This is a genomic window from Halomonas sp. HAL1 (assembly GCF_030544485.1).
GTDB lineage: Bacteria > Pseudomonadota > Gammaproteobacteria > Pseudomonadales > Halomonadaceae > Vreelandella > Vreelandella arctica.
The window spans coordinates 3,948,513-3,973,724 of sequence record NZ_CP130610.1; the positions used below are offsets into that span (position 1 = coordinate 3,948,513).

The 25,212-nt window shown below is 50.1% G+C and carries 24 protein-coding genes and 1 tRNA gene; 8 read left to right on the forward strand and 17 right to left on the reverse strand.

Annotation, left to right across the window (positions count from 1 at the left end; all coding sequences use genetic code 11):
- Positions 1-201: 201 nt before the first annotated feature.
- Positions 202-1,216 (forward strand): IS630 family transposase gene (locus tag Q3Y66_RS18300; RefSeq protein WP_303319487.1). Its coding sequence is split into 2 segments (ribosomal slippage): positions 202-597 and positions 599-1,216, totalling 1,014 coding nucleotides; the frame shifts between segments, so codons are not numbered across the junction.
- A gap of 52 nt (positions 1,217-1,268) precedes the next feature.
- Here the strand turns inward: Q3Y66_RS18300 and Q3Y66_RS18305 are convergent.
- The 9 genes from Q3Y66_RS18305 to Q3Y66_RS18345 are packed head-to-tail and all read right to left on the reverse strand — an operon-like array spanning position 1,269 to position 10,784.
- Complete coding sequence (locus Q3Y66_RS18305) at positions 1,269-2,492, reverse strand: M20/M25/M40 family metallo-hydrolase (protein ID WP_008956826.1); 1,224 nt, start codon at positions 2,490-2,492, stop codon at positions 1,269-1,271.
- Positions 2,493-2,503: 11 nt separating this feature from the next.
- On the reverse strand, positions 2,504-3,946 hold the full coding sequence (locus tag Q3Y66_RS18310) for an amidohydrolase family protein (protein WP_008956827.1): 1,443 nt from the start codon (positions 3,944-3,946) through the stop codon (positions 2,504-2,506).
- 60 nt (positions 3,947-4,006) lie between these two features.
- A complete protein-coding gene (locus Q3Y66_RS18315; RefSeq protein ID WP_008956828.1) occupies positions 4,007-5,023 on the reverse strand; it encodes an ABC transporter substrate-binding protein in 1,017 nt (338 codons plus the stop codon).
- Positions 5,024-5,045: 22 nt separating this feature from the next.
- On the reverse strand, positions 5,046-5,825 hold the full coding sequence (locus Q3Y66_RS18320; RefSeq protein WP_008956829.1) for an ABC transporter permease: 780 nt from the start codon (positions 5,823-5,825) through the stop codon (positions 5,046-5,048).
- 10 nt (positions 5,826-5,835) lie between these two features.
- Complete coding sequence (locus Q3Y66_RS18325) at positions 5,836-6,699, reverse strand: ABC transporter ATP-binding protein (RefSeq protein WP_008956830.1); 864 nt, start codon at positions 6,697-6,699, stop codon at positions 5,836-5,838.
- A complete protein-coding gene (allB, locus tag Q3Y66_RS18330) occupies positions 6,696-8,144 on the reverse strand; it encodes an allantoinase AllB (protein ID WP_008956831.1) in 1,449 nt (482 codons plus the stop codon). Before allB ends, Q3Y66_RS18325 begins: the two co-directional genes overlap by 4 nt.
- A gap of 10 nt (positions 8,145-8,154) precedes the next feature.
- Positions 8,155-8,949 carry an SDR family NAD(P)-dependent oxidoreductase gene (locus Q3Y66_RS18335; RefSeq protein WP_008956832.1) on the reverse strand — a complete coding sequence of 265 codons (795 nt, stop codon included), beginning with the start codon at positions 8,947-8,949 and terminating at the stop codon, positions 8,155-8,157.
- Between the two features lie 10 nt (positions 8,950-8,959).
- On the reverse strand, positions 8,960-10,009 hold the full coding sequence (locus tag Q3Y66_RS18340) for an ABC transporter substrate-binding protein (protein ID WP_008956833.1): 1,050 nt from the start codon (positions 10,007-10,009) through the stop codon (positions 8,960-8,962).
- 40 nt (positions 10,010-10,049) lie between these two features.
- On the reverse strand, positions 10,050-10,784 hold the full coding sequence (locus tag Q3Y66_RS18345) for a cysteine hydrolase family protein (protein WP_008956834.1): 735 nt from the start codon (positions 10,782-10,784) through the stop codon (positions 10,050-10,052).
- A gap of 107 nt (positions 10,785-10,891) precedes the next feature.
- Here Q3Y66_RS18345 and Q3Y66_RS18350 point away from each other — a divergent pair, with 107 nt between their 5' ends.
- Positions 10,892-11,800, forward strand: a complete 909-nt coding sequence (locus Q3Y66_RS18350; protein WP_008956835.1) for a LysR family transcriptional regulator — start codon at positions 10,892-10,894, stop codon at positions 11,798-11,800.
- A 3-nt stretch (positions 11,801-11,803) separates the two neighbouring features.
- Here the strand turns inward: Q3Y66_RS18350 and Q3Y66_RS18355 are convergent, their stop codons facing one another.
- Both Q3Y66_RS18355 and Q3Y66_RS18360 read right to left on the reverse strand, forming a co-directional pair.
- The gene (locus Q3Y66_RS18355; protein WP_008956836.1) at positions 11,804-12,388 is read right to left on the reverse strand and encodes a TIGR00730 family Rossman fold protein; all 585 of its coding nucleotides are present in this window, start codon (positions 12,386-12,388) and stop codon (positions 11,804-11,806) included.
- A gap of 155 nt (positions 12,389-12,543) precedes the next feature.
- Positions 12,544-12,897: a histone-like nucleoid-structuring protein, MvaT/MvaU family gene (locus Q3Y66_RS18360; protein WP_303319510.1), complete on the reverse strand. Its 354-nt coding sequence runs from the start codon at positions 12,895-12,897 to the stop codon at positions 12,544-12,546.
- 34 nt (positions 12,898-12,931) lie between these two features.
- Here Q3Y66_RS18360 and Q3Y66_RS18365 point away from each other — a divergent pair, with 34 nt between their 5' ends.
- Positions 12,932-13,951 (forward strand): IS30 family transposase, encoded by a 1,020-nt coding sequence (locus Q3Y66_RS18365; RefSeq protein ID WP_008956838.1) that lies wholly within the window; start codon positions 12,932-12,934, stop codon positions 13,949-13,951.
- A gap of 448 nt (positions 13,952-14,399) precedes the next feature.
- On the opposite strand, the gene Q3Y66_RS18370 is transcribed toward Q3Y66_RS18365, so the two are convergent.
- The 3 genes from Q3Y66_RS18370 to Q3Y66_RS18380 form a co-directional block, all read right to left on the reverse strand.
- Positions 14,400-14,831 carry a TSUP family transporter gene (locus Q3Y66_RS18370; RefSeq protein WP_368411729.1) on the reverse strand — a complete coding sequence of 144 codons (432 nt, stop codon included), beginning with the start codon at positions 14,829-14,831 and terminating at the stop codon, positions 14,400-14,402.
- 34 nt (positions 14,832-14,865) lie between these two features.
- Positions 14,866-15,885 (reverse strand): IS30 family transposase, encoded by a 1,020-nt coding sequence (locus tag Q3Y66_RS18375; RefSeq protein ID WP_008956838.1) that lies wholly within the window; start codon positions 15,883-15,885, stop codon positions 14,866-14,868.
- 232 nt (positions 15,886-16,117) lie between these two features.
- Positions 16,118-17,134, reverse strand: a complete 1,017-nt coding sequence (locus Q3Y66_RS18380; RefSeq protein ID WP_303319511.1) for an IS30 family transposase — start codon at positions 17,132-17,134, stop codon at positions 16,118-16,120.
- Positions 17,135-17,345: 211 nt separating this feature from the next.
- Between Q3Y66_RS18380 and Q3Y66_RS18385 the strand changes: the two genes are divergently transcribed.
- Together Q3Y66_RS18385 and Q3Y66_RS18390 are read left to right on the forward strand one after the other, a co-directional pair.
- Positions 17,346-17,921, forward strand: coding sequence for a hypothetical protein (locus tag Q3Y66_RS18385; protein WP_008956272.1), 576 nt, complete (start codon positions 17,346-17,348; stop codon positions 17,919-17,921).
- A 441-nt stretch (positions 17,922-18,362) separates the two neighbouring features.
- Positions 18,363-18,764 (forward strand): hypothetical protein, encoded by a 402-nt coding sequence (locus Q3Y66_RS18390; RefSeq protein WP_139041501.1) that lies wholly within the window; start codon positions 18,363-18,365, stop codon positions 18,762-18,764.
- A gap of 245 nt (positions 18,765-19,009) precedes the next feature.
- On the opposite strand, the gene Q3Y66_RS18395 is transcribed toward Q3Y66_RS18390, so the two are convergent.
- Both Q3Y66_RS18395 and Q3Y66_RS18400 read right to left on the reverse strand, forming a co-directional pair.
- Positions 19,010-20,024 (reverse strand): IS630 family transposase gene (locus Q3Y66_RS18395; protein WP_085942798.1). Its coding sequence is split into 2 segments (ribosomal slippage): positions 19,010-19,627 and positions 19,629-20,024, totalling 1,014 coding nucleotides; the frame shifts between segments, so codons are not numbered across the junction.
- 264 nt (positions 20,025-20,288) lie between these two features.
- Positions 20,289-21,376 (reverse strand): IS3 family transposase gene (locus Q3Y66_RS18400; RefSeq protein WP_085942797.1). Its coding sequence is split into 2 segments (ribosomal slippage): positions 20,289-21,121 and positions 21,121-21,376, totalling 1,089 coding nucleotides; the frame shifts between segments, so codons are not numbered across the junction.
- On the opposite strand from Q3Y66_RS18400, the gene Q3Y66_RS18405 reads away from it, so the two are divergent.
- Both Q3Y66_RS18405 and Q3Y66_RS18410 read left to right on the forward strand, forming a co-directional pair.
- A complete protein-coding gene (locus tag Q3Y66_RS18405) occupies positions 21,377-21,895 on the forward strand; it encodes a hypothetical protein (RefSeq protein ID WP_303319512.1) in 519 nt (172 codons plus the stop codon). It abuts the gene before it with no gap.
- A gap of 166 nt (positions 21,896-22,061) precedes the next feature.
- Positions 22,062-23,768: a class I SAM-dependent methyltransferase gene (locus Q3Y66_RS18410; RefSeq protein ID WP_008956158.1), complete on the forward strand. Its 1,707-nt coding sequence runs from the start codon at positions 22,062-22,064 to the stop codon at positions 23,766-23,768.
- 157 nt (positions 23,769-23,925) lie between these two features.
- Here the strand turns inward: Q3Y66_RS18410 and Q3Y66_RS18415 are convergent.
- A tRNA-Arg gene (locus Q3Y66_RS18415) sits at positions 23,926-24,002 on the reverse strand.
- Positions 24,003-24,146: 144 nt separating this feature from the next.
- Between Q3Y66_RS18415 and Q3Y66_RS18420 the strand changes: the two genes are divergently transcribed.
- Positions 24,147-25,142 carry a TRAP transporter substrate-binding protein gene (locus Q3Y66_RS18420; protein ID WP_008956157.1) on the forward strand — a complete coding sequence of 332 codons (996 nt, stop codon included), beginning with the start codon at positions 24,147-24,149 and terminating at the stop codon, positions 25,140-25,142.
- The last annotated feature ends 70 nt before the right edge of the window (positions 25,143-25,212 follow it).

Here is a 25,212-nt window from a genome sequence, read left to right on the forward strand (position 1 = left end):
TTTCCTTTACTCCAAATAATACAGGGGAATCCCATTACCGTAATGACCTTCCCCTAGATTAGCACCATTGACTCAATAAAATACAAACCAGAGTGCTGAGGATATAGAACGTATGTCTGCGTTATTGCTCCCCTATAAGTACCAAAACACATATTTTCCGCTATGCTTATAAACCTGACCCGTTGATCCAGGACGATGCGCATGACATTCCGCTTTGTGCCTTCCCTATCCGACACAGACCTTCAGACATTGATGGCAACCTATACCTATGGCGTGAAACCCGCCTTGCGTCGTCGGGCTCATGCCATCGTGCTGAGTCACCAAGGTCATACCATCGATCAGATCTGCAAGATTCTGTCCGTTACCCGCGAAACGGTTTCGCTCTGGTTCGATGCTTGGGAGGCACAGGGCCTCGATGGGCTCCGGGACAAGCCTCGCGCCGGGCGACCCGCCATCTATAGTGATGCGGAGCGGGAGCGGTTACTTGAACTCGTACAAGAGCAACCTCATCAGCTGAAGGCCGTCCAGGCACGACTCCAGCAGGAAACCGGAAAAGGTGCCTGTACCATGACGCTCAAGCGAGCATTAAAAAAATCTGGGGTATAGCTTTAAGCGCACCCGGCGATCCCTGAAAAGCCAGCGTAACGAGACTGACTTCCGCCATACACAAGGCCTGCTGGCTGAGCTTCAGCGTTGGGAGGATCGGGGCGAGACGGAACTGTACTATTTCGATGAGTCAGGCTTTGCCCTGTCCTCCGTCTTGCCTTACGCCTGGAGCCCTATCGGCCATCCTCAGGAAATGCCGGGCTACTCGCATAGTCAGCGCCTGAACGTACTGGGCTTCTTGAGTCGTCAGGGCTCGCTGATTTACCACTCGACCATGACGACCATCACCACCGAGGTGGTCATTGAGGCTTTTGACCGCCTGATTGCCCAGAAGTCGCCGGACGCTTTTGCCATCGTGGTGCTGGATAATGCCAGTGTCCATCGCTCAAAGGCTTTCCGACATAAGGAGTTGGAATGGATGTCGCACCGTGTGTACCTCGTCTATCTATCTGCTTATTCGCCGGAGCTAAATCTCATCGAGATTCTTTGGCGCAAGGTCAAGTATGAGTGGCTGCCGTTGACGGCTTATGAAAGCTTCTCGTCCTTGAAAGACTATGTCCATAAGGTGTTGTCAGGCTACGGCAACGAATACCGGATTACTTTTGTATAAGCACTTAGCTAAGGCTATAGTTGGGTATAACTGACCATCCGACAACACTACTTCAACGTACTTGTTTAGAAAACAGTACTCTTATACTACTTGCAACGACTAGCGCCGCATCAGTAATAAGATGAACTGGAACTCGCTCATCAGCACGGTGGCCATTTGCTTCAAGTGGATCACTTGGACCGGCTCCATACATAATGGTGGGTATTCCTGCTTCGCTGTAATGGCGTGCATCGGTATAAAGCGGCATAGCGCCTTTCCCCACCGTTTCCCCAAGTACTTTTTGCGCCTCAGCGGCAAAAATGTCGGCTAATTCTTCTGAAATGGGCGTCGAAGTAAAAGGAGCAGCCAGCAGGCGCTGGGCAACACGCACGTTTATACCCTCTTGAAGTTTAATTGATGCGATAAGATGACGTAGCTCCCGTTCGACTTCTTCGGGGGACTCCTCTGGAATAATTCGCCGATCAATGCTGAACGACACCCGATCAGGAACAACATTGGTATTGATTCCACCTTCGATAGTACCTATGACCAAAGAAGGAGAGCTGACTCCCGAATAGTTGGATACTACTCCATCAAGAGATTCTCGATAGCGATAAAGAGCGTTCAAAATATGCAGGCTCGCCTCAAGAGCATCAACGCCGGTGCGATGCCAAGCCGCATGCGCAGAACGCCCATCCACCGTTACATCTAAGTGTAAACACCCATTGTGGGCAGTAATGACTTGATAAGAAAATGCAGCGCAGATTGCATAATCCGGTTGAGTAATCCCTTCAGACAACAGCCAAGCGGGACCCGTAAAACCGCCAGTTTCTTCATCATACGTAATATGCAGCTCGACGCATCCTGCATCTAAAGACTTTGTTTCAATCAATGCTTTAAGCGCGTAGGCATAAGTGACGAAATCACTTTTCGATACGGCGGCGCCACGGCCATAGAGCCACCCTTGCTCAACCTCCCCTCCATAAGGATCTTTGCTCCACCCTCCCCCTGGTGGCACCGCATCCCCATGAGCATTCAGTACTACAGTAGGCCCAGGGCCAAAGCGGTGCCTAACCACCAAATTCATCACCCGCTGTAAGCCATGCTGTTGGCATACCTCGTTAGGTACACGATGCTGTTCCACCTCGAAACCCATTAGCCCCAGGAGCTCAGTGGCACATAACGCATGGGCTAACCCATCTCCGGGGGGGTTATCGGAAGGCACCTGCACCAAGCGCTGCAACATTACCACTTGGTCGTTAGCACGCTGGTCCAACCATACTTTTAGCTCGTCCATTTATTAGTTCCTTAACAGCATCCCAATCGTTCGCGATAGTAAGCAGCTACTTGTTGCTCGATAGCAGGCCATGCATTTTGCAGATCAGATCGCTGGCTTAATGCACTTCGATACATAGTGCGTAGCTCGGTATGAACTTCCTCTAGATCCATTGTCACCAGCTTGCCTTGCTCAACAATTGATCGTCCCCCTACGACAAGGCTATCAAGATGACGACGTGTCGCTCGGGCAAATAGAAGATCTTCACTGCTCACCTCAAATAAATCGTCAGCATTCAGCTTCGTAAGATCCAGAGACACCCAGTCCGCATCATCTCCTTGCTCTACCAATGCACTTTCACGCCCCAGGGAGAGTCGGCCTGCCGAAGTGGCCGCCTTAAGCATACGAGCGCGTATAGCGTCATCGGCAAAGCCTGGCTGTGCGTGAAGAAGCGTATTGAGCCGGACTTCACGAAGCGCATCGTCATCCTCATCCAGCGCACAACCATCAATGCCCATCGCTACCTTACAGCCTGCTTCCCACATAGCCGCCACAGGCGCTAGGCCGGAACGCAAATGCAGGTTCGAGCTGGTATTAATAGCAATGGTGGCACCTGAAGCAGCGATTAAATCGAGCTCGTCCGGGCGTGCCCAAACGCAATGGGCTAGCGTTAAACGGGGAGATAGAAGACCTATTTCATTTAAGTAGTGAACAATGCCATTAGGAAACTGTTTATCAGCCCACTCTCGCTGGTAGCGTGTTTCAAGTAAATGCATATGCACCCGACGGCCGGTTCGCGCTGAGGCTTCAGCGACCTCGCGGAGCAGCGCATCAGAGCACCACTGTACCCCGGTGGGACCAAATTGAATGTTCACATCCAAGCCTTCCACAGCACTTACTATCCCCTCCACCTGCTGCACCTGTTCCTTGGGCGTCAACGAAGGTAAGCTGAAGTAGCGCTCCACTACTCTGCGTTCCGTCGTGCCAAGCTGGCCTGTCACGTTGGTATGGTCGCTATACACAAGTGGGTTTTGATCGCGCAGTCCGACAGCAAACGTTAAACGGATACCCACGGCTTTCGCAGCTTCAGCAATTTTTCGAACTTCATCTTCCAACGCATCCAAACCTTGTGGTCGAGTACAGTGCATCATGACTGAGGCACAGCCGCCTTCTGCTGCGCGTCCAAAGGCAGCGCAAGCTGCTAGGTACGGGTCAACAGAGGGCATTACCGCTAAGCGGAGTAGCCAAGTTTCAAGCGGTTTTCCCGATGCACCAAAAGAGGTCGTGGATAAAGGGCGTCCATGGTCGTGGGCATTTGCAAGGGCCGGTATTATTAAGCGTTTAGGAATTGGGTCAGTTGCAGATGCTAGTGGGTTTATTTTGCTGATCACACCATCGCTGACTTCAACTGCACAAGGGCCTTCTAATTGAAAAGAGCTGCCGCGAATCGCGGCAGCGAATTGATAGTGACTCATACAACTTTCTCTTATATACGGCAGCTGATTTCGCCGAGGTTAACGTTGGAAGATCAGAGGCTATAGTGACCTTTCATCCAAAGGCGGCAAAAACTCAGCAGTGTAAACATCGGCAACATCAGGCGTACTAGAGAGTTCATAGAGTTCTACAATAGTGTCAATTGAACGAGCAAGCCGTTCCTCATCGACCGCACCAATACCCAACTGCTTAGACTCATCAGAAATAATTACATTATCAAGGGCGAACTGAAGCCGTTGCGCTTCAGCTTCGCCGTCAAGAAACCCTTCCTCTGCTAAAAGGGCCTCTATCCCAAGTTGGGGCTCATCTATCACATCTTGAACGGCACGGTTGATTGCACTAACTAAACCTGCAACTGCCTCAGGCTGCTCCTCTATCAGAGATCGCGAAACCATCACGCCATTTGAGTAAACCTCAACCCCATAATCTCCATAAGGAAACCAGCGGTAGTCTGTCTCGGGATCATGACCTTGCGCTACCAAATTCATATAGCTAGTAACATTGAAGACTAACGAGCCATCAACATCGCCACCGTTAAGTAACTGTTCCTGAAGATTAGGAGCCACGTTAGTAATCTCAACTTCATCAAGATTAATACCAGCTGCTTCAGCGAATACCGGAAACAGTCGTGTCGAAGCACTTCCTGCTGGAGCTCCTAGCGTAGAACCTTCAATATCTTCAACACTTTGGATAGGCCCATCCGCCTTGGTTAGGAGTGCGAAAGGCGGCTGATTATAAATTTGATATACCATTACTGGTGTACGTTCAGGGCGCTCAGCGGCGTTCTGGATGATAGCGTTCATATCACCAAATCCAGCATCATAAGCGCCGGACATAATCCGACTAACAGTAGCGGCTGATCCTTCCCCTTGGTCGATTCGAACATCCAACCCCGCCTCCTCAAAATAGCCGCGCTCCTGTGCCACGTAATACCAGGCATGTACCCCTTGAATACTCCAGTCTAAGGTAAAATTAATGCGTAATAGGTCGGCATGAGCGGTTAATGGAGTAAACGCACAAGCCAGTAATAAACCGTTAACTGATTTAGTAATTTTCATAAGAAGTTCCTCAGGGTATTGATCAAGCAGCAGCCAGATCGGATTTGCGCATCGCCCAGCCGGTCACTCTGCGCTCGATAATGGAGAAAATCAGGTAAAGCGTCACGCCAAGGATGGCGAGCAGGAAAAGGCCAGCAAATACGAGGGGTACATCAAAGCTGGAAGTAGCAATCATCATGACGTTACCAATGCCTCGGTTGGAGGCGATGGTTTCAGCTAATACCGTCCCGACAAAAGCAAGGGTGATAGCCACTTTGAGAGAGGCAAAGAAATAAGGCATGGCTCTTGGAATGCCCACGTTCCAGAGGATTTCACGCTTTTTGGCGCCTAGCGATTTGAGCACATCCTCAAGCTCAGGTTCGGTAGTGGCTAGCCCTGTGGCCACGTTAACCACTACGGGAAAAATGCAGATCACAAAGGAAGTCAGAACGGCGGGAACGGTACCACTGCCGAACCAAAGTACGAAGATCGGTACAACAGCCACCTTGGGAATTGACGAAAAGCCGACTAGCAGCGGGTATGCCGTATCATAAGCCACCTTAGATGAGCCGACGATGGCACCCAGAAACATGCCGACTGTTACGCCCATGACAAACCCGGTAAGCGTCGTACTTAACGTCTGAATGACATGGGGCAATAACTGTGGAAACCGGGCAATGAGTGTATCCATCACTATGGTAGGTCTTGGCAAGACAATCTCAGGAATGCCAAACAGTATGCAAATGATTTCCCAAGCTACGAAAAATCCCAATATTAGCGCGGCAGCCGCAAGCTTCTGACGCATTTTATCTACGAATTCCATTGGAATCCTCCTAGGCAGCATCTGGCCGGGTATGAGTAATCAGTTCACGCAGCTGTTGCGTCAACTTGACGAACTCTTGCTCGTAGGTCATGGGGATAGTACGTGGCCGCGGCAGCGAAACACGCTGGTCGTCAATAATTTGACCGGGTCGAGGACTCATCACACAGATACGCGTGCCAAGGTAAGCCGCTTCACGCAGATCGTGAGTGACCAGCAGCACCGTTGGCTGGCTTTCCAGCCAGAGGTTTTGAAGAATTCCCCATAACTCTTCGCGGGTGAATTGGTCTAATGCACCAAAGGGCTCATCAAGCAGTAATAACTCGGGATCGTGAATCAAGGCTCTGCAGAGCGAAGCCCGCTGCAACATACCCCCAGAGAGTTGCCAGGTTTTCTTATCACCAAAGCCTTTTAAGCCAACCTTTTCCAGCAAAGCATCCGCGCGATCTTTGAACTCGCCTTTACGCTCTTTACGGTATCGAGATCGAAAAGGAGGCACTATTTTAAGGGGCAGCATGACATTGTCGCGCACGCTGAGCCAAGGCAGCATGGTCGGGTTCTGAAAGGCCATGCCTACCTCGATACGCTTGGCCCCAAGCTCGCGTCCGCCAACATGCACATGGCCCGACGAAGGCGCAAGCAGGTTGCTGACCAGCTTTAAAATGGTCGATTTACCACAGCCAGAAGGCCCCACCAAGGCTACAAACTCGCCCTTTTCGACTTTCAGATTAGTGGGCGCCAGTGCCTGGATGGCTTTTTTACCGCGCCCATAGACCACCTCGGCCCCTTCTAGTTTAATAGCTTCGAAATTTGAGCCTTCTTTTTGCTGAGCTAGCGGACTAGATAACTGACCGGCTTCTACGGAATTGGTTATCATGACGTAACCTCCTCCTTATGAACGGATGTCTTGGCAATTTCGGCTGCCAGGGTTTTGTCGCTATTGACGAGTTTGGCTGTCGGCATCTGCTGCACACGCTTCACCGACAGGCCGCTGCCTTTCGCTTCGCTTTGCAGTGTGCGGTCACGCATTGCAAACCTTCCGCGTACCAGGGTATGCACCGGCAACCCCTTTACAGGCCAACCGTGGAAAGGGGTAGCACGCGCCCGATGGGAATGAAGAGTTTCCTGATCAATAACCTCCTGGCGCTCCAGATCAACAAGAGCAATATCGGCATCTGCGCCGACCGTTAGCGATCCCTTTCGTGGGTAGAGCCCCCATGCTTTAGCGGGTGCCACCGCACTGATCCGGACGTACTCCTGCAGGGTGATCTTCCCTTCGCTAACGGCGGTTAACATCAGCGGCATCTGGGTTTCAACACCCGGGAAACCACAATCCGCTTCCCAGATCACCTCATTATGCTGCTCGTTTGGGGTGTGGGGCGCATGATCGGTAGCAATCATATCCAAAGTGCCATCACGGACGGCTTCCCAGAGCGCATCGCTATCTGCGGACTCACGAATAGGCGGATTGACGCGCATCAAGCTGCCTAGCGTGGCGTAATCGCGTGTGTCCATCATCAGGTAGTGAGGACATGTTTCGCTGGTAATATCGACACCGCGCTGCTTGGCTTCGCGCATGGGCCGTAATTCCGCTGCTGATGAAACATGCAGCACGTGAATACGGGCGCCGGTCCACTCGGCAAGAATGGCTGCTCGGGATACCGCTTCTACTGCCACAACATCTGGACGCGCCGCTACATGAGCTAATGCATCGTTACGTCCAGCCGCCCGCAATCTCTCGTAACGCCATGCCATGATTGAGGCAGTTTCAGCATGTAGAGAAGTACGCAACCCGTAAGGGGCTACTCGCTCGAAGGCTTCCAACATTGCACCGGTTGAGGGTGAGGGGAGATTTCCAAATGTATTGCCCATGAAGCACTTAAAACCAATAACACCACACTCTGCCAGTGCTTCTAACTGATCGACGTTATCCTCCGCCATCAAACCATAGATGCCAAAATCGACATACGCCTGCTGTTCAGCGAGCGTCAGCTTGTCGGCAAAAGCCTCCGGTGTAGCGGTTGGCGGGTTCGTATTAGGCATCTCAAAGACAGTGGTAACGCCCCCCATGGCAGCCGCCGCCGTGCCACTTTCCCAAGTCTCCTTGTGGGTATAACCCGGTTCACGAAAGTGGACATGCACATCAATGGCGCCTGGTAAAAGGTGCAACCCCGTAGCATCGAGCACTTCCTTGGCAGGAGGCATGCTGCTTTCTTCACCAACGGCGATGATCTTTCCGTCGCGGATGGCAATGGCGGCTTTATGAGTTGTTTCATGGCTAACTATGTGGCCATTGATAATAACGAGATCTGCTTGAGTCATAAGTTTCTCCTCAAAGAGCGGCCCAGCCGCCATCTACAGGCAGGTCAGCACCGGTAATCTGTCGTGAGCGGTCGCTGGCCATAAACAGGCAGGCGTCGGCAATATCCTGAGCGGTGGAAATACGCTGGAGGGCATAGTCTTCAGCATGTCGCTGAGCGGCCTCTTCCTCGCTGATACCTAGCCTTGCCGCCATATCGGGGCATACCTTAGTGCGAAAGCGCTGACCATCGACCATCCCAGGGGCAACGATGTTGATGTTAATGTTGTAGGGGCCCGCTTCGAGCGCCATGCTTTTAGTAATACCTCTAAGTCCCCATTTGGATGCGGAATACGCCATGCGCCCCGCTTTCCCGCGCATACCAAATGTGCCGCCAACGTTGACGATTTTGCCGCTACGACGCGCCATCATCCCTGGCATTACGGCACGCATAGTGTTGAAACAGCCTGACATGTTGAGACGAACAATCTCTTCAAACTCTTCAAAGGTGGTATCAGCACCCGACTTACCTACTGGTCCCGAGCCACCCGCTACATTGACGAGCACATCAGGCACGTCGCCAAAGGTTTCTCGGATACGGGCAACGGCCTGTTCGCACTGATCCGATTTTGTTATGTCACAAGCCACCAGCACGACATCAATGCCCTGATCACGTAGCTCCTTTTCAAGGACTGACACCGCCTCTATGTCTCTGGCTAACAGCGCCAGTCTGGCTCCCTCGACAGCAAATGCGCGGGTGATCGCATCCCCCATGCCCTTTGATGGTCCTGTGATAGCTATGATTTTTTTGTTTAGCATCAAATCCATGACTTTTTCCTTATTCGTAGAGGGAGTAAATGCGTTCTTCTTCAGGCGGAAGGAAATCAGTGTTGAAGACCGTTTCCAGTTCAGGGGTATGCTCCAAACCATAGGCCGAGACGACGATGTCTATAGCCTCTCGCATGCGGTTCTGGTCAATGTTTCCAAGCCCGACTTCAGCCAGTTCTGGGTGATTCATCTCATCTTCGATGGTGGCCGCTAGGCGTGCAGTCTCGACTTCCCGATTGATCAACGGCTCCTGGGCCATAACGGCATCCATCCCTATTTCTGGGTCGGCCAACACATCGGCCACGGCGCGGTTAATCGCCCGGACTAAGCCCCGTACAGCGTCAGGGTTTTCGTCAACAAGCTGACGCGAAACAATCAGCGCATTGGAGTAGAGGTCCATCCCATAGTCGCCATAACGGATAAAACGCAGGCGCTCATCAGGATCGATGCCAGCCAGCATGGCGTTAAATCGAACCGTATTAACAAACCCAAAAACCGCATCTACTTGTCCACGGTTGAGCATTTGCTCACGCAGGCGAGGTTCGATGTTCATCACTTCGATGCTGTCAGTATCAATGTCGGTTATAGAGGCAAAGGCAGGAAACAGGCGCAGGGCTCCGTCGTTGGCGGGTCCAGCGATGGTTTTACCCTCTAGGTCGGCGGGTTCATGAATATCGCTATCGGTGGTCACGGCGATGGTGAACGGCGGACGCGTATAAATCATATAGACGCCAACCGGGGCATCATTGGGATGATTTGATGCGTAATTGATTAGAGCATTGATGTCACCAAAACCAACATCGTAAGTCCCAGAAGCGACACTACCGACAGCAGCACCCGAGCCAGAACCTTGATCAATAGTTAGATCCAAACCCTCCTCGGCAAAATAACCCCGCTCTTGAGCTAAGAAAAACCATGCTTGCGGCCCCTGGTAGGACCAGTTCAAAACCATCCGTAAGGGAGTATCCGCATAGACCGGGGATATTAAGCCGACCACTACTAGCACCAACAAGGTACGCCGTAAGCGTGAAACGTTCAGTAAATTGGCAAGGAAATTCATAGAGGACCTCCAAAAAACATGAGTTAAAAGACCAAGAGGGCTAATCGACTAGCGAGCAGCCCACAGCAGTGAATCCGTATAACTGTCGAATCAACGTGAGTGCCGCCTGCTTTGAAGCTTCAGGCGATGGTGTCGCTACAGCGTCTTCCATAAGCACAACGTTGTAGCCAAGAAAGGAGGCATCCTGGAGCGTTGCCATGACACATCGCTCGGTATTGATGCCGGCAAAAAGAAGAGTGGAAACGTCTAAACGACGAAGAATTGCATCCAGCTCGGTATGCCAAAATCCACTAAAGCGGCTTTTATGAACTACGATGTCTTCCACAGCAGGCTTCAGTTCATCAATAGCCTCAGCTCCCCACTCATCACTTACCAAAATGCGATGACCGGCTGCAGCCTTATCCCCATACCCTTTACGTTTACCAAAGCGTGTACCAAACATTAATTGGCTGTGGCTGAGTTCCAGAGTGTCGCCCCTGACGCCCCAGTGCAGATGAATCACCGGCACCTCTCGTTCGCGGGCACTACTTATTAACGCTGCAACGTCGCCAATAATATCCCTTGCATAAGCAATATTTGTTCCACTCGTGGCGAACCAGCCATCGGAGTGACAAAAGTCGTTCTGCATATCCACCACTACCAGCGCGCTCCTTGCCAGGTCGATAGCGACATTGGAAGGCTTTGCCGTAAGCGTTAGTGGCAAAGGGGATCGCTTCTCCCTGATCAGGGAGACCACAGAATGGGAATTGGTAAACGGAATGGATTGGGGAGTCATAAGCAGCCTCCTAATGGACTGCCTTCAGACTAGCTCTGCCTGAGCGGTGATATCTATTGCTAAAAAATTCAGATAGTGTTCTAAAAAACTCAACGCTAGGAGAAAACATGAAGCATCTTCGTCTCTTTGAGTACATCGATGCCGTCGTCAGAGCTGGATCAATCCGACGTGCTTCAGAAACTCTTTTCATCACGCCATCGGCATTGGATCGACGTATTCAGCAAACAGAAGAAGAGCTAGGCACTCAAATCTTCGAGCGCCATGCAAAAGGAATGCGGCTAACGGCAGCAGGGGAGATTTTTCTAGACTATGTACGGCGTCACATGGCCGACTTGGATCGAGTGCGATCAGAAATAGAGGGGCTTAAAGGGCTGCGCAATGGACACGTATCCCTTGTGGCTAGCCAGGCGCTGGCACTGAAATTTCTACCTGAACAGATCAGACGCTTTCGCGAGCGTCATCCAGGTGTTTCATTCTCGGTACGCATTGCTGACCGTGGCGAGGCATTGAAAGCACTAATGGCTTTTGAGGCAGAACTTGCGGTTGTGGTCTTTCCTAAAATGAACTCGGACGTACTGCAACTTATTATGATCGCCCAGCCAGTGGTAGCCTTGATGTCGAACCTCCATCCATTGGCTGAGCAAAAAACCGTAAGGCTAAGTGAGTGTTTAAACTACCCACTGGTACTACCCGACGCATCATTAGGTGTAGGAGAATTATTACACCCCATTCTGGTTCGTCGCACCAATAAAGCGCAAATCAGTGCCGAGACAAACTCCTTCGAACTTATGAGAGGGCTGCTACAGGACAATCGCAGTGTCGGCTTTCAGGTCGCCATTGGAGCTCCTGACAGCTTACAAGAAGGTACTATTACCTCCCGCCCCATTGATGCACGAGATGTACCTACTGCACCGTTAATCTGCGCCCAGTTAAGGGGGCGAACACTGCCCGTTGCCGCAGCACGCTTCGCCGACCAACTAACACAACAATTGGATGATATGGAGATCTCTCTCTGATCTTCATACGATGGGTAGCCACTTGGGCACGTCTGTTGGCTGGTACTGCTGTAAACCCTTCAACAGTAGTTGGGGATCACTCTCAACCACAATCGAATGGCGATGCTCTGGTGGCAGAAATCGTTCTGTAATCATGTGGTCGATAAACACCATGAAGGGGTCGTAAAAACCATTTACGTTGAACAGTCCTAGCGGCTTTTGAATTTCTCCTAATTGATTCAGCGTCCAAACCTCCATGAACTCTTCAAGCGTTCCAATACCGCCAGGTAAGGCAATGAACGCGTCCGCTAACTCATCCATACGGCCTTTACGCTCGCGCATGGTTGCAACCACTTCATGTGCTTGAAGACCTGCATGAAGATGCCCCTTATCGTACAAGCGCTGCGTAATAATTCCGTGGGCGTCACCTTTACCTTCAAGTAAAGCATCAGCAAGAGCACCCATAAGCCCTTTATGTGTACCGCCATAGATCAACTTAATATTATTATCGGCGAAACTGGCACCCAGTTGAGCAGCTCCATCTGCATAAAGTTCATTGCCACCTGAGTTGGAACCACAAAACACAGCAATAGCAGAAAGATTATTCATACATGCTCCACGTAATAATTCTTCCGAAAATCAGGGATAATCATAAGGTTAAATGACTGGGCACTAATCTACCAGCCTCCCGTTGAGCGAGCCCAGAGAGCAACAAAGATAGAGCTTTACTTTGGCGACCGTTATCATAAATAACCTGACTTCTTTTATGCAATTTCTTCCACTACCCAACCAACAACTTCTTCATTACCAAATTTAGCCTTCCACTCTTTAATGACTTTATGGTTGCCTCCGCGAGTTTCAACAACCTGACCTGTATGTGGATTTTTATAAACTTTTAAAGGACGCTTTTGACGTCCGTCTGTAGTACTAGCATTAGCAACTTTACCTGAAGTGGAACGATATGAGGCATCTAGCATTTCGCATACGTCGCGAGCTAGCTTTCCGTGCTCAGTCATGAGTGCTTGTAATTTTTCTTTAAATTCAATCTCTTTCTTCAGCTCACTGTTATTTCCAAGCTTATTCAGCTCTTCTTGAAGCTGGGCGGTCTCAATGACCAAGTGCAACACCTCACCTATCAGGTAGGGTATTGCCATGACTTACAGTTATCGCCATCTTTCTGCTGAAGACCGAGCCGCCATCATGCTGATGCGGGTTAACTACTCGATTCGTGCTATCGCCCGTCAGTTAGGACGTGCACCTAGTACTATTTCACGAGAATTGGTACGCCATACCGTCAGGCCTGACAGGGCGTATGACGCCAGCCTCGCTGGACACCGAGCCCGACTGACCCGCCTTCGGCCTCGCCGTTGCCCAAAGCTGCCTCTCGATGGTGAGCTTTTCGAGCTGGTGGTTTACTTGCTGCGCAAGTACTGGTCACCAGAGCAAATTGCCCGCACACTGAAGCGTATGTTTCCTGATAACACTGACCGCCACGTCTCGCACGAAGCCATCTACAATGCGCTCTACCTCATGCCGCGCGGCTCGCTCAAGAAGGAGCTGATCGCCTGTTTGCGACAAGGTAACGGTAAACGTCGCTCTCGCCGCCGTGGCAAGGATAGGCGACAACAGATTCCAGACTTGGTCAGCATTCATCTGCGGCCTCCTGAAATCGAAGACCGCCTGATGCCTGGTCATTGGGAGGGTGACCTCATCATCGGTGCCAACAACCGCTCTGCCGTCGGTACGTTGGTAGAGAGAACGACGCGTTTAGTGATCCTGGCGAAAGTGGATGGCACCACCGCCACAGCAGCAGCTGTTGGCTTCAGCGACAAGCTCAATGAGGTGCCGCGCTCCCTGCGCTTGTCAATGACCTATGACCAAGGCAAAGAGATGGTAAAGCATGCCGAGATCACTCAGAAGACGGGGACAGCGATCTACTTTGCAGACCCGCATAGCCCATGGCAGCGGGGTTCCAATGAGAACACCAACGGGCTGTTGAGACAGTACCTACCGAAGAGCACGGACCTGTCGGTCTACAGCCAAGAAGAACTCGACGAGATCGCCGACTCACTCAATACACGACCACGCAAGACACTGGACTGGCGCACGCCGTTAGAAGTCTACGCCGAGGTGCTCAAGAAATCCGTTAACGGGCCGAGCACCCTTCAATAGTGTTGCACTTGGAACTTGAGGCCGCCCTGCTTTAACATCTGTTCTTTCTTGATGTAATCACTTAAAACCGATGCCATGCTTTTTTCTCCATGATTTGGACTCAATGAATTCAGTCACCTCCTTATAATATACGCAACCTAATTAGAAGTGAACCTGCATCTAACAGCGAAGCTTATAATCGAAGAATAATTTACTTCTTCCGCTTTATCTCGACTCACTTCAAATGTTGGCATAACGAATTAAAACGTTCTGATCTGCCTTACTGGCCGTAGTGATTCCAAGAAGGCTACATAAAGAAAACGTCAACTGATTTTGGATTTTCACCTAGCCTCATCCGTAATCAGCCGTTAAAAAAGTGATCGTTTTGCTTATCGTCGGCATTTGGGATATTCCTTTCAAATCTCTCATATTTGTATTATTTATACTTTAAATCCTGAAATTTGGCAGGTTAACTAATAAAACTCTCTATCAATATTTGAATGGCAATAATCAGTAAAAGCAGCATCACAATTTTATCAAACCAATGCCGCGACATTTTTTGGCCGATTTCTCCACCATAAGGCATCGCAAGCGAAATCACAGAGTATGCTGCAAAGCTTGCCATAATAAGAGGCCAAGTGACAATGTCTAAAGAAATTAACATTGGCAGCTGGACAACCGTTATAGCGGTAAAAAATGTTGAAATAGAGCCAATAAATGTAGTTCTTTCTAGACGCATAAAGTTGAGAAATGCCACAGAAACCGGGCCTGACATTCCTACTGCCCCTTGTAAGAGACCACCACACAGGCCGACTGGAATAACAAGTTTTTTAGCCAAGTCATATTGCAGATACGACTCTTGTTTAAATAATCGAAGCAATAGATACAGAAAAATGGTGATTGAAACTGGGCGGCCTCAAGTTCCAAGTGCAACACTATTGAAGGGTGCTCGGCCCGTTAACGGATTTCTTGAGCACCTCGGCGTAGACTTCTAACGGCGTGCGCCAGTCCAGTGTCTTGCGTGGTCGTGTATTGAGTGAGTCGGCGATCTCGTCGAGTTCTTCTTGGCTGTAGACCGACAGGTCCGTGCTCTTCGGTAGGTACTGTCTCAACAGCCCGTTGGTGTTCTCATTGGAACCCCGCTGCCATGGGCTATGCGGGTCTGCAAAGTAGATCGCTGTCCCCGTCTTCTGAGTGATCTCGGCATGCTTTACCATCTCTTTGCCTTGGTCATAGGTCATTGACAAGCGCAGGGAGCGCGGCACCTCATTGAGCTTGTCGCTGAAGCCAACAGCTGCTGCTGTGGCGGTGGTGCCATCCACTTTCGCCAGGATCACTAAACGCGTCGTTCTCTCTACCAACGTACCGACGGCAGAGCGGTTGTTGGCACCGATGATGAGGTCACCCTCCCAATGACCAGGCATCAGGCGGTCTTCGATTTCAGGAGGCCGCAGATGAATGCTGACCAAGTCTGGAATCTGTTGTCGCCTATCCTTGCCACGGCGGCGAGAGCGACGTTTACCGTTACCTTGTCGCAAACAGGCGATCAGCTCCTTCTTGAGCGAGCCGCGCGGCATGAGGTAGAGCGCATTGTAGATGGCTTCGTGCGAGACGTGGCGGTCAGTGTTATCAGGAAACATACGCTTCAGTGTGCGGGCAATTTGCTCTGGTGACCAGTACTTGCGCAGCAAGTAAACCACCAGCTCGAAAAGCTCACCATCGAGAGGCAGCTTTGGGCAACGGCGAGGCCGAAGGCGGGTCAGTCGGGCTCGGTGTCCAGCGAGGCTGGCGTCATACGCCCTGTCAGGCCTGACGGTATGGCGTACCAATTCTCGTGAAATAGTACTAGGTGCACGTCCTAACTGACGGGCGATAGCACGAATCGAGTAGTTAACCCGCATCAGCATGATGGCGGCTCGGTCTTCAGCAGAAAGATGGCGATAACTGTAAGTCATGGCAATACCCTACCTGATAGGTGAGGTGTTGCACTTGGTCATTGAGACCGCCCTACCTATCGCTATCGGATCAATCCCTGGATGAAAATCGCTTCGGTGATCTTCGGCAATGACGAGCGCCTCAATAATAACTGCGGGAATTATTTCGCTGTTTTCCACTATAGCCAAGCAGCGATTTAGATCCTCGCGCATCTTTTTCGTCGGTGGATGCAGTCTCTGAGTGCAACGCTACTTAATGAATGGCTGGTGGGCTTTCTTGGTGTTTCGCCAATATTTCGCCCAGCACTTCAACTGGGCACCTGAAGTCAAAGCGCTTTCGAGGCCGCATATTCAGCTGTAATGCAATGGCATCAAGTTCCTCTTGGGTGTGGTGCGACAGATCCGTCCCTTTCGGTAAATACTGCCGTATCAAGCCATTGATGTTTTCATTGCTACCGCGTTGCCATGGGCTGTGAGGGTCACAAAAGTAGATTGCAACACCCGTTGCTTGGGTAATCTGTGCATGCTTAGCCATTTCTCGGCCTTGGTCATACGTCATGCTCTTGCGTGCGGCTAGTGGCATTCGGTTGAGTGCTGCGCTAAATCCCTCAACAGCTGAGGTCGCTGTGGCGTCATGTAATTTGGCGAGGATGACGTAGCCACTGCTGAGTTCAACTAACGTGCCGACGGCAGAGGCATTGTTCTTACCTTTGATTAAATCGCCCTCCCAGTGGCCTGGCATTTCGCGCTTCTCTATCTCCGGTGGACGAAGGTGAATGCTCACCATGTCGAGTATTTGGCCACGGCGATCGACCTGACCACGGCGAGGCTTACGGGTCGATTTGCCTTGGCGCAGGCAGTGAATCAACTCTTTCTTAAGCTGGCCCACAGGCAAGGCGTAAATGGCGTTGTAGACCGTCTCACGGCAGACGTAAGCATCTTCAAAACTGGGCGTCATCATGCGTTTGAGCTTGCCTGCTATTTGTTCTGGAGACAAGCGGTTGCGAAACATATGAATGACCAGCTCAAAGCGTTCACTCCCCAACAGCAGCTTACGTTTTGGGCGACAAACCATGCGTCGAGCGCAGCGGTGCGTCTGCGCACTATGAGCACAGTAGGCACCTGACTGAGTTTGGTTGCGCCGTACTTCACGGCTGAGGGTAGACGGAGAACGCCTCAACATGTGAGCAATCTGGCGGAGACTCATGCCTTGCCTGAGGCTTACCTGTATGGTGGCACGTTCTTCGATGCTGAGTTCTGAATAGGACATAAATCCAACACCTTACTAAAATTCTTAGGTGTTGCACTCAGTTTCTGCGGCCAAGCAGGTATAGAGGAAAGTTTTGCTCTATCATACGGCAAATTCGAAATCAGAATAAAATTACACTTTGTCAGGTGCGCTTGTCGTACTTACGAATCTTTTATAAGTCTGATTATGGCCTTAGGGCAATTTCATGAACCTTTAAACTGAAGATAAAAATATGACATATGGATACCGGCTGAATGTTGAGCAGCTCATGCTTAGAAGAGCAAACAATAATTTTGATGAGGCTAAGAAGAAGATGGTTGAGGTTCCTGATTCTGTTCCAGAGTCTGGAAAGCCTTATTCATTTAAAGGCCCAGGGTTTGAAGATGATGAAACCATAGCACTCTGTATTGAAGCGGTTCTTGGCTGGGCAATTTCATTTGAGGCATTTGTAAATTTGGTGTGGAATACTCACCCAATAACTAAAGAAGAGGATGAGAAAAGCTATGGAAGCACAATAGCCAAGCTAAAAAAATTGTACAAAATCTCTCAATTGCCTTATGGAGATTTAAGTTGGAGAGCTGGCATTCAGGATCTTTTTGATATGCGAAACTATCTTGTTCACTATAAGGATCCGGTAGTTTATATAGGATTTAGTTTTGCAGCTAAGTTCCAGCACGATTTCTCAGAAAAAAGCATGCAGAGTATTCAGCAAGACGTTCTCTGTGCGTTAAAAGAAATTGGAGGTCTGTTTGGTGTTGAAGCTGGATTTATTGATGGTAATTATGATCACTTGGTGTATAGATATTAATTCAGTATGGGAGCATGGCTACGCAGGCCAAGATCGGCGATAGCGGGCGAACAGCCTAGTGAGCGACTGCGATTTGGGTCTAGCTGAAAATTTCAGTTAACGGTTTCGCTGTGGCTTTATTACCTGTTATTTTAGTTGTCTGAATGTCCGCTTCTGGCCGAATTAAGAATGTTAGTTTAAGGCGATGAACTATTTGAGGAAGATGGCAATCCGAAGCCGACATCTCGACAGTTGTTGAGCATGCTTTTATTGGTTATATGCAATATTCACAAAGTTGATGTTATGCTGTTAATTTTTTTATTAATGTACAGAGTTGAATAGAACTAGAGCATAACTGACGTGTAGCATAATATTATTAAAAATAAATTTAATTTAAACTGAAGCATCAAGCGTACTAAATAATGAAACGGTTAGATGTTTATTTTCGAGGATGCAGTAAATATGATTGAAGATGACGAAGATTTTAAGACTTTTAAAGAAACGCTCTACGAGGAAATACGCGGTCGCGTCTTGTCTGATTTTCTTGCCGATAGAGCTAGCAACCTAAGCGAAGAAATAGAAGAGGATATACGGCCCGCAATTCGCGAAAATGTCTTTATAGAAGAAAGAGAAAACGTATTAAAATCTGAAAAAATGGTAAATTTTGTATTGGAGCGATTTTTTGATAATCCTTCAATTTATCCTGCTATTGATATTGCTAAGGTTGCCTATCATGACCACATGATTAATTTTTTAATGAATGATGATGAATACTTAATGGAGTTGCATGAAGAGATTAAAAAGGAACTGTTGCACAAGCAGTACAAAGATGAGGTCAGAAAATATTTGCTGCCAGCAGTGTAAAGAAGATTTATTAAAGTAAATACGAGGCGATGAAAATGATATGGAAATATTACGAGAGCAGGTGAAAGAAGAAATAAAGAAAGAGTTAATCGCTTACATGAAAAATGAATTCTAAAAAGGCTGTCCAGAAGAAGCCACTTGGCGGCGGCACTGACTTTCGTCGTTACATAAGGTTTATCTGCATGACCGCTACTGGCCGTATTAAGACAGCCAAGTCCAGGCAACCATAGGATTATGGTAAGTACCTATACAAAAGAAATCCGACATTCCCTGCCGTAGCCTGACAGCACCTCATGCACATGTTGTCTCAGGGATTGAAAGCTTTCGTAAGCGGCTAGTGACAACCACTCATACTTCACCTTGCGCCAGAGAATCTCGATTAGGTTCAATTCTGGCGAATAGGAGGAAAGGTAGATCACGTAAACCCGCTGGTTCTGCCACTCCAGTCGCTTGCGCTGAAATAGGGCCGAGCGATGAACACTGGCATTGTCCACCACCACGATGGCAAAGGTATCCGGCGACTTTTGGGAAATAAAACGATCAAAGGCTTCGATAACGACCTCGGTGGTGACTGTCTCAGTTGTCGAATGGTAAATCAGCTTGCCTTGTCGACTCAGAAAGCCCAGCACATTTAGACGCTGACTGTGTGAGTAAGCGGGGATCCTTCGAGGATGTCCGACGGGGCTCCAGGCGTAAGGCAAGGCAGACGCCTGGGAAAAGCCAGACTCATCGAAGTAGTACAGTTCAGCGTCGTCTCTCTCTTCCCAGCGCTGAAGCTCTGCCAGCAGGCCTTGAGTATTACGAAAGTCTTTCTCGTCACGCCGATCTTTCAGAGATCGCCGAGCCCGTTTGAAGCTATACCCCAGTTTTTTTTAATGCTCGCTTGATCGTCATGGTGCTCGAACACTTTCCCGTTTCTTGCTGTAGTCGTACCTGGACCGCTTTCAGCTGGTGAGGTTGTTCTTCTGCAAGCGCCCGTAACCGTTCCCGCTCCTCATCACTGTAGATAGAAGGACGGCCGGCACGAGGCTTATCATTGAGCCCTTCGAGCCCCTTTGCTTCCCAAGCATCAAACCAGAGCGAGACCGCCTCTCGTGTGACCGACAGGATCTTGCAAATCTGGTTAATGGTGTGTCCTTGATGGCTCAGCACAATGGCATGGGCACGGCGACGCAAGGCTGGCTTTTTACCATGTGTGTAGGTAGCGATTAGCGCCTGAAGGTCAGTGTCGGGCAGAGGTAGTACAAAACGAAACTTCATGCTCATCGTCCTGATTTAATAGTCAGAGTTATAAGCATAGCGGAAAACTTATGTTCGGCTACTTATGAGTTATTTAAAACAGTTCGTTGATTCAATGAAGTTTCTGGAAAAATTTGATAAAAACCAAAAGAAACAAGGTTTGAACTATGAGGATGTTTCTCGCGGAATTGAGAGAAATCTTTTAGATAAAGAGCTACAGAATTTTTTGGATAAGAACCTCGGGGTAATCCCCCCATTTATAACCGAAGCGATAAGTAGAGTTGGTTAGGCCGCCATGGCCACCTTCTGTTTCGGTGTTATCCCACCCAATGCCATGTTCGGTCGCTCGTGGTTGTACGTCCAGAGCCAGCGTGTGGCAAAATCCTGTACTTCAGCGATCGAGTCGAAAAGATAATGGCTCAACCAATCATAACGGACTGTTCGGTTGTAGCGTTCAACATAAGCATTCTGCTGCGGATTCCCCGGCTGGATATATCGAAGTTCAATGCCTTCCTGCCTTGCCCAGGTAACGAGCTTACCGCTGATGTATTCCGGGCCGTTGTCACAGCGAATGGCTTTTGGCTTGCCGCGCCATTCGATCAACTGCGTGAGAGAGCGTATTACGCGCTCTGCCGGCAGCGAGAAGTCTGCATCGATGATCAGACCTTCCCGGTTGTAGTCATCGAGCACGTTGAACAATCGATACGTTCGGCCGTCTGCCAACTGGTCGTGCATGAAGTCCATAGACCAACAGCCGTTCAGAACCTGCGGTACCGACAAGGGTTCCGGCTTTTTCCGCACCAGTCGCTTCTTGGGCTTGATCCGCAGGTTAAGCTCCAGCTCCCGGTAAATCCGGTAGATGCGCTTATGGTTCCAGCCGAAGCCCTTCACGTTGCGCAGATACAGGTAACACAGCCCAAACCCCCAGTTACGCTGGTTATGGGTTAAACGCACCAGCCAGTCGGCAATCACCGCGTTCTCATGGCTCAGCTTTGCCCGGTAGCGATAACAGGTCTCACTGATACCAAAGGCCACACAGGCCAGCCGTACACTGCAGCGATCGGCATCAACTGCATTTTTTGCCATCTCTCGGCGTTGAGATGGCTTTACCACTTTCCCTCAAGGGCCTCCTGGCGAAGCTCGGATTTCAAGCGCTCTTCGGCGTACATCTTCTTGAGTCGACGGTTTTCGTCTTCCAGGTCCTTGAGGCGCTTCATCATGGACGCGTCCATACCGCCATACTTCGAACGCCATTTATAAAACGTGGCACTGCTCATACCGTGCTCGCGGCAAAGTTCAGGAACCGGCACGCCAGATTCGGCTTGCTTCAGAATCGCCATGATCTGGCTGTCGGTAAAACGTGATTTTCGCATGTGGAATCTCCTGTCTGTTCAGAGTACAAAATTCCACTTATCACCGCGATTATTTTTCGGGGGGATTACCTCGGCACTGCTGCAAATGGCTTTATACGTAACTCTCCTAGGAATCTTGCGAACCTCTGTCATAGTGCTTCACAACAGTTTTATGAAAACTGGATGTCGCAGAAAATAGGTGACATAGCCCCAGTTGCAATCACCGTTGGGAACGTGAAATATAAAGATCGAGAAATTTATCAGGTATCAAGATCTTCTGTGAAAAGGATAATGGCGAAAGGGTTTTGTCCAGATGACAGCCTTGATGTACATGTTTGGCTAACGTTCTCAAATATGACTGTATTAGACTTAACGATTATACCTACGTTGCTATCAAAGGGACTGGCTAGCACAAGTGATTTCAATGATCTTAGATATGTAATCTGGGAAGAAGGGGGTGACTCAGACTTCGAGTATATTCCTGTTCTTCAACACAATAATTTTATGTATGCGGTAGATAAGGTAGCAGGTCATGCATAACACAGCATTTCTGCGGACAAACCGCTGAATGTGGCGTTATATCAGTGTCGTCTTAAAGTCAGCTCTTGGCCGATAGCTGAATTGCCCAGCATCTCACTCACCACCAGAGGTGCACAAAACTGGTAAGGTTAAGTGCATTTCCGTGACTGCTTACCAAGGATTTGGCATGGCGAATTCCCAACCATTCATTACGTCAATGCGTTTCTACGACGACCACGCTGATCGATTGTTTGACCAGTACCAGTCCCTGAGTTTTGAAAATGCTCATGGTGAATGGCTGCATCAACTTCCTGAGCAGGCTGGTTTAGCACTAGACGTTGGTGCTGGAAGCGGGCGCGATGCTAAAGCACTTGCAGAGCGCGGTTGGCAGGTAATGGCGGTAGAGCCCGCAGAAAAGCTGAGATCGCTAGGGCAAAGCCATACGCACGAACGGGATGTCAGTTGGATTGACGATACCTTACCTGCCTTGAATTGCGTCCGTCAGCTATCACAGCGCTTTCAACTGATACTGGTATCAGCGGTGTGGATGCATTTGCACCCTAATGAACAGCAGCGTGCTTTGCGGGTGCTTAGCTCACTGCTAGCGCCGGGCGGGCTTTTGGTAATTACCTGCCGTGAAGGCCCGGATAGTAATGAGCGTCAGTTTTTTTCCGTCAATATGGGCATGTTGGATAACTGGGCTCGTGATCTGGCGTTACTCCCCGTGCAGGCAAGTCAGAGCGACGACCAACTTGGGCGCCAGGGTGTTGCTTGGCATCTACGTGTGTTCAGGCTACCTGATGATGGCACTGGGGCACTGCCTTCCCTTCGGCATATTATCGTTAATGACGACAAGGCATCTTCTTACAAGCTCGGTTTGCTACGCACGCTGACACGCCTTGCCGATAGCGCACCTGGCATAGTGATTTCACGAACAGAAGAATGGGTGACAGTACCTCTGGGAGCAGTAGGTCTCTTCTGGATAAAACTGTATCGTCCCTTATTGATAGAGCGTGATTTGCGCCAATCTCCCGGCGAGAAGGGGTATGGTTTCGCTAAGGATGATTTCTATCGCTTAAAGCAACTATCGCCACATGATCTGCGCATTGGCTCAGCCTTTTATGATCCTCAATGTGCTGCCACCGTCATGCGAGCAATCCGCGATGCCTGCCAAACAGTTCTAAAGATGCCTGCTCACTTCACCACCTGGCCCGGCAGCCAGCGGCCTGTGTTTGATGGAAGTTATCAAGGGCTACGCATACGCGAACAGGCCGTTCGACTTGATAGCGCCACGCTGGCTTCTTTCGGAACATTTCGTATTCCTACCTCACTATGGGACTCTATGAGCCGCTACGCCTGCTGGATCGAGCCCGCCATTGTTCATGAGTGGGCTCAGTTAATGCAGCGGTATGACACCACCTACGATATCGGCACATTGCATCTCGCCTTGCAGTGGCAAGAAAGTCGCCGTGACACACAGCAGGCGCGTCAACTGGTCACTCAACGTTTACTTGAACCGGCTCCACTGTCTTGCGTCTGGTCACAAAATGATCTGCACAGGCAAAATTACGCTATCGACCACTGCTTTCCCTGGTCACGCTGGAACAACAATGATCTATGGAATTTGCTGCCAGCGACAGCAAAAGCCAATCAATCCAAATCGGATCGACTGCCTGCAGCTCAAGTGATGCAAAAGGCTAAACAGGACATTATGCACTGGTGGCAATATCTCGATGCCAGTACAGTCTGTCAGCAATTTCGTGATGAAGCTGCCGTAGCACTGCCGCTTGCCACGCCAATGTCTTCTCTGGATGGAATTTTTAACAGCGCATTACTACAACGCCAACGATTGAAGGCGAATCAGCAACTTGCGGAATGGATGGGAGTGCACTGATAAGCCTGTGCCACACCTTGTGTCAGGTAAGAGCTAAAGGTCTTTAGCTTGATGACAGTTATTAGATCAAATGTTGACGAGCTTGGCACACTGATGACACAGATTTGACACACGCAAAACAAAAGGGCCTACGCGTTAACGTAAGCCCTTGAAATTATGGCGCGCCCGGCAGGATTTGAACCTGCGACCCTCGGCTTCGGAGGCCGATACTCTATCCAACTGAGCTACGGGCGCTTGTGGGTGCGTATCGTAACTGTGCAGGGGCGCTGTGTCCAGCCGTATGGCGCTTGAGTACCTTTAGTCAATTGACCGTTTTCCCTGGTGTGGTGCATGCTTTGGGAGCACTTCTGCACCTTAGTCCATTGGGAACACAATAATATGAAAACATTTGCACGTAGCACGCTGGCACTGGGCATCTCACTGGCGCTGGTAAGCGCCGCGAACGCCGCTGATTTCGCTGATATGGATCCCGTTACCCTGCGCCTGGCCCACGTAGTCAATGAGCAGGATGGTTTCCATATCGCCGCCACCAAATTTGAAGAGCTGGTAGAAGAGCGCACCGACGGCAAGGTAGATATCGAGATCTACCCCAACGCCACCTTGGGTGACGAACGCACGCTGCTGGAAGGCATGCAGATCGGCACCGTGGATATGGGCGTGATCACCAACGGCCCGGTGGCCAACTTTGTCGAAGAGATGGCGGTATTCGAACTGCCTTTCCTGTTCCCCTCCCCGGAAGCCGCTTACGAAGTGCTCGATGGCTCGATTGGCCAGGAGCTGCTCGATAAGCTTTCTGAGGTGAACCTGAAAGGCATGGCCTACGCCGAGCGCGGTTTCCGCAACCTGACCAACAGCGAGCGTGCCGTAAACTCGCCGGAAGATCTGGACGGCCTGCGTATCCGCGTGATGGAAAACCCGGTCTACACCGACACCTTCCGCGAGCTGGGCGCCAACGCAATTCCCATGGCGTGGACTGAAGCGCTTACCGCTATGCAGCAAGGCACCATCGACGGTCAGGAGAACCCGGTGAACGTGATTCACTCGTTCAACCTGGATGAAACACAGAACTACATGACCCTCTCCCGTCACACCTATGCGCCGGCGATTTTTGTGATGGGTATGCCCGCCTGGAACCAACTGCCTGAAAACGCCCAAGAGGTACTGCTAGCGGCGGCACAGGAAGCAGCGGAGCATGAGCGCCAGGTGAATGCAGAGATGGAAAGCGAACAGTTGCAGGCCCTGCGCGATGCGGGCATGGAGATCAACGACGATCCCGATATGGAAGCCTTCCAAGCCGCCGTCGCGCCGGTGTATGAGAAGTACGGCGAACAGTTCGGTGATTACCTGCCGCGCATCCAGGAAGCGCTCAAGTAATTTGCTTCCCATCAAGGCAGCCCGACATTAGATACAGTGCTTTTACAGCAGTGGCTGAGGGCTGTTCCCG

Coding starts and splice junctions, on each gene's coding strand:
- Q3Y66_RS18305 (WP_008956826.1), bottom strand. CDS start 2,492: ATGGACGAGCTAAAAGTATGGTTGGACCAGCGTGCTAACGACCAAGTG.
- Q3Y66_RS18310 (WP_008956827.1), bottom strand. CDS start 3,946: ATGAGTCACTATCAATTCGCTGCCGCGATTCGCGGCAGCTCTTTTCAA.
- Q3Y66_RS18315 (WP_008956828.1), bottom strand. CDS start 5,023: ATGAAAATTACTAAATCAGTTAACGGTTTATTACTGGCTTGTGCGTTT.
- Q3Y66_RS18320 (WP_008956829.1), bottom strand. CDS start 5,825: ATGGAATTCGTAGATAAAATGCGTCAGAAGCTTGCGGCTGCCGCGCTA.
- Q3Y66_RS18325 (WP_008956830.1), bottom strand. CDS start 6,699: ATGATAACCAATTCCGTAGAAGCCGGTCAGTTATCTAGTCCGCTAGCT.
- allB (WP_008956831.1), bottom strand. CDS start 8,144: ATGACTCAAGCAGATCTCGTTATTATCAATGGCCACATAGTTAGCCAT.
- Q3Y66_RS18335 (WP_008956832.1), bottom strand. CDS start 8,949: ATGGATTTGATGCTAAACAAAAAAATCATAGCTATCACAGGACCATCA.
- Q3Y66_RS18340 (WP_008956833.1), bottom strand. CDS start 10,009: ATGAATTTCCTTGCCAATTTACTGAACGTTTCACGCTTACGGCGTACC.
- Q3Y66_RS18345 (WP_008956834.1), bottom strand. CDS start 10,784: ATGACTCCCCAATCCATTCCGTTTACCAATTCCCATTCTGTGGTCTCC.
- Q3Y66_RS18350 (WP_008956835.1), top strand. CDS start 10,892: ATGAAGCATCTTCGTCTCTTTGAGTACATCGATGCCGTCGTCAGAGCT.
- Q3Y66_RS18355 (WP_008956836.1), bottom strand. CDS start 12,388: ATGAATAATCTTTCTGCTATTGCTGTGTTTTGTGGTTCCAACTCAGGT.
- Q3Y66_RS18365 (WP_008956838.1), top strand. CDS start 12,932: ATGACTTACAGTTATCGCCATCTTTCTGCTGAAGACCGAGCCGCCATC.
- Q3Y66_RS18375 (WP_008956838.1), bottom strand. CDS start 15,885: ATGACTTACAGTTATCGCCATCTTTCTGCTGAAGACCGAGCCGCCATC.
- Q3Y66_RS18380 (WP_303319511.1), bottom strand. CDS start 17,134: ATGTCCTATTCAGAACTCAGCATCGAAGAACGTGCCACCATACAGGTA.
- Q3Y66_RS18385 (WP_008956272.1), top strand. CDS start 17,346: ATGACATATGGATACCGGCTGAATGTTGAGCAGCTCATGCTTAGAAGA.
- Q3Y66_RS18390 (WP_139041501.1), top strand. CDS start 18,363: ATGATTGAAGATGACGAAGATTTTAAGACTTTTAAAGAAACGCTCTAC.
- Q3Y66_RS18410 (WP_008956158.1), top strand. CDS start 22,062: ATGGCGAATTCCCAACCATTCATTACGTCAATGCGTTTCTACGACGAC.
- Q3Y66_RS18420 (WP_008956157.1), top strand. CDS start 24,147: ATGAAAACATTTGCACGTAGCACGCTGGCACTGGGCATCTCACTGGCG.